The following is a 2,997-nucleotide window of genomic DNA, read 5'->3' on the forward strand; positions in this document are numbered from 1 at the left end:
ACCTTGGATTCCGGGCTTTTCCGTCCTTGGGCACAATGGCCGCGCAAACCTCGGTCCCGCCCAACCCTCCAGCATGTGCCCACAAACACCTCGATCGCATCCGCCACATCATCCAAACGCTCCGGCCATAGCGCCGCATGCTCAGACAAAGGGTGTTTGCCGCATACGACGTTGCGCCATCTGCGGCAAACCGGTCGACAAGACGCTGGAGACTCCACTTCCGATGAGCGCCGAAGTTCGATGCGAAACATCCGTTTAGAATCTTCCTGGGAAGCGGGAATCTGAAGGACGTGGCCGTGGGAACGAACCCGATGTTCGATGAGGGTCCGGAATACAGGAACAATTGCCAGCGTTGCGTCGTCGCGTACGAGATGCGCAGGCGTGGATACGCTGTGACCGCGATGCCAAGGCCGATGGATCCCAGAACAGGACGTCCGGCCTTGGATACGGACACTAACCGATGGGGAAGCTCTTTTAAAGGCGATTGGCGGTCTTGCGGCTCCGATTCAGGACTTGATGGCGCTTCGGCGCTTTTGAATGAATGGGACAAAGGAAGCCGCGCGTTCGTTGAAGTGGAATGGCTTGACGGAACGAGGCATGTCTTCGTCGCGGAGAACCTGAAAGACGGAATACATTTCATGGATCCGCAAACCGGGTCGATGAACGTGTCGAGGTATTTCGAAATAGTCAACCATGGCATGACGCGTATAATGAGGGTAGATAATGCGGAACCTACCGAACTGGTGCTGAAATACTGCAAGGAGGGCTAGAAATGATATTGACGGATGCCATCAGCCTTGTCCTTGCCGAATACCCCGGCATGAAGGCGGTAGGCGCTGCGGAGAATTCCGACGCATGGATCATCGGCCTTGATTTCGCCGCTTCGACCAGTGAACATCCGACGCCTGGAACGCCGAGCATAGCGGTTGAGAAAACGTCAGGCGTTTTGCATAGCCTTACTCCTGGAACGGATGAATTCTGGCATTACATGACCGGTGCTCGGAAAGTGCCTGTCAAACAGATCTGAAAACATTCCAAGCCACCTGCAAAGGTGGCTTTTCTTATCCCTGAAATCAAGGTGGATTGCCAGAGCAGACGAACGGGTCCGACTGTAAATCGGGTGTTTTTGCCACGCGGGTGCAAATCCTGCATCCACCACTTAACCGGCCTTCCGGCCGGCGGCGTTTGGGACTGACTATGGGCGTCAAGTCAGCAGTCTAGTGGATTTGCGGTATACGTACCTGCCGATTCCACCCGAAGTATGAGCGTGACAGTGCGCAGTGGTAACACCATGTTCGGTGTGTCACCAAACGAATTGGCCTGTGACCGCTGTTCGCGTGGAGCATGCTGTCTTGCTTTCGTCAAATAAATCTGTGCGTGGAACGCTGGTGCATGTTTTTGGATACGCCGACCGACGCGGCTACGGGCACATCGTCATCGAACGCCCGTCCGCGCGCACCAACGGCGGAGCCCCCATCGTCATCGATCCGCAGAACGGCAGGATATCCAGACTGGACGATTATCTTGGAGGGGATATCATCGATGTGAAAGGCGTGCGTGTGTTCCGCATCGACGACAAGGACATCGTCACAGACCATGCGCATGAGGCCATCAAACCGAAGAAGGCGGCGCGATGATGAAGACAAGACGCGAACTGGACATGGCGGCCGAGGAATTCGCCGGACGGCACGGCATGACAGTGCACGATCCCGAAGACGTATACGACGGTCTGGCGCTCTACGGCTACTCATGGCTGGGCATGGTGGAAGGTGGCTGCTACGGCCCTCCGGCATACATCCTCGTAGACGTCGAGACCGACGAGGCGCGGTGCGAGGCCAACACGGACATCGACAAATGCATCTCCGACGAGGTGCGCAGGAACCTCAAGCCCATGCCGGAAGATTAAAAGACCGAGCATCGCATTCTTAGCCCATCGGGAAGTTCCCGACGGGCTTTTTTCCATGCCCGCAGGACGGGCTGAGCAAAGGAAAGGAGCCACAGTGGCAGAAGACAACCAGCAGGACGGCATCGACCAGAACGAGCCCGGTGAAAGCCGGCAGTCGGATCCGGTCGCGACCGGCGATGGGGAAGACTGAAGGTCAGCAGTCTGACTCCGACACTGCGTGGAAGCTCGTCTAGGCTATGCCGAAGAAAAGTGTCATACTCACCCGTGCCAAACGCATTCAACCTGCTCGAGACCATGAAGCCGCTAATTTGCCAAAGCGTTCGGCAAGAAGATCGACTAGGCCGCTATCTTCGGCGTGGGCAAGCCGACCACATGGGACAATGACATCCTCTCCGGCACGAAGAAAGCCAAGAACACCATCGCGCAGGGCACAGGCAAGGGCCTCCGTGGCCACTTCCCAAAACGTCAGCGGCCCTTATCGGGACGCGCGTGGATTCCGTAGGTGGTTTTCTGCTTCAGTAGGTTATTCGGGGTAGGATCCCGATGAAAAGATGGCTGAAAATAAGCCATTAGGCGACTGTTGTCATGCCGGTAACCGCCTACGGAATGCAAAAACCACCTACGGAACGTGGGACATGCCGGACCGTGGCTCAAAACGGTATAAGCGGCTAGATGGAGACGGTTAAGGGGAAAACGATGTCGATCATCTATGTTTCTTCCGTACGATTGGCAGGATTTGTACATCTCTTATAAGGGTCACAGGCGTGTTTTGCGAGATTTACGGGGATTCCCGTATCGGGAACGGTTACGCTTGAGCATATGAATGCACCTCAAGAGAATCTGTGGCCGGCACCGTTCGCCGGCAAACCGCTGAGCGCCACCGTGGTGGTGCCGGGCAGCAAATCATTGTCGAACCGTTATCTTATTCTTGCCGCGCTCGGCTCCCGACCGGTCACATTGGTGGGATTGCTGCGCTCGCGCGACACCGAACTGATGATGGATGCGCTGCGCACGCTCGGCGTGCGATGCGATGTGGACGCCGACGTCGACACCACGGTTGTGGTGACGCCACCGGCGGACGGCCATTTCAC

The 2,997-nt window shown here is 56.7% G+C and carries 4 protein-coding genes, 1 tRNA gene and 1 pseudogene; all 6 read left to right on the forward strand.

Going from position 1 to position 2,997, the window contains the following annotated elements:
* Positions 1-311: 311 nt before the first annotated feature.
* Positions 312-770 carry a toxin glutamine deamidase domain-containing protein gene (locus tag B3C64_RS04540; RefSeq protein WP_291534043.1) on the forward strand — a complete coding sequence of 153 codons (459 nt, stop codon included), beginning with the start codon at positions 312-314 and terminating at the stop codon, positions 768-770.
* A gap of 2 nt (positions 771-772) precedes the next feature.
* Positions 773-1,027, forward strand: coding sequence for a hypothetical protein (locus B3C64_RS04545; protein WP_291534033.1), 255 nt, complete (start codon positions 773-775; stop codon positions 1,025-1,027).
* Between the two features lie 50 nt (positions 1,028-1,077).
* Positions 1,078-1,158 (forward strand) — tRNA-Tyr (locus tag B3C64_RS04550).
* Positions 1,159-1,388: 230 nt separating this feature from the next.
* Positions 1,389-1,637 carry a hypothetical protein gene (locus B3C64_RS04555; RefSeq protein WP_291534034.1) on the forward strand — a complete coding sequence of 83 codons (249 nt, stop codon included), beginning with the start codon at positions 1,389-1,391 and terminating at the stop codon, positions 1,635-1,637.
* On the forward strand, positions 1,634-1,906 hold the full coding sequence (locus B3C64_RS04560) for a hypothetical protein (protein ID WP_291534035.1): 273 nt from the start codon (positions 1,634-1,636) through the stop codon (positions 1,904-1,906). The genes B3C64_RS04555 and B3C64_RS04560 overlap by 4 nt, the downstream gene beginning before the upstream one ends.
* An 819-nt stretch (positions 1,907-2,725) precedes the next feature.
* Positions 2,726-2,997, forward strand: a pseudogene (locus B3C64_RS04565) (3-phosphoshikimate 1-carboxyvinyltransferase); the annotation flags it as partial.

It is taken from the genome of Bifidobacterium sp. UBA6881, from assembly GCA_002451435.1.
In the GTDB taxonomy this organism is placed as follows: Bacteria; Actinomycetota; Actinomycetes; order Actinomycetales; family Bifidobacteriaceae; genus Bifidobacterium.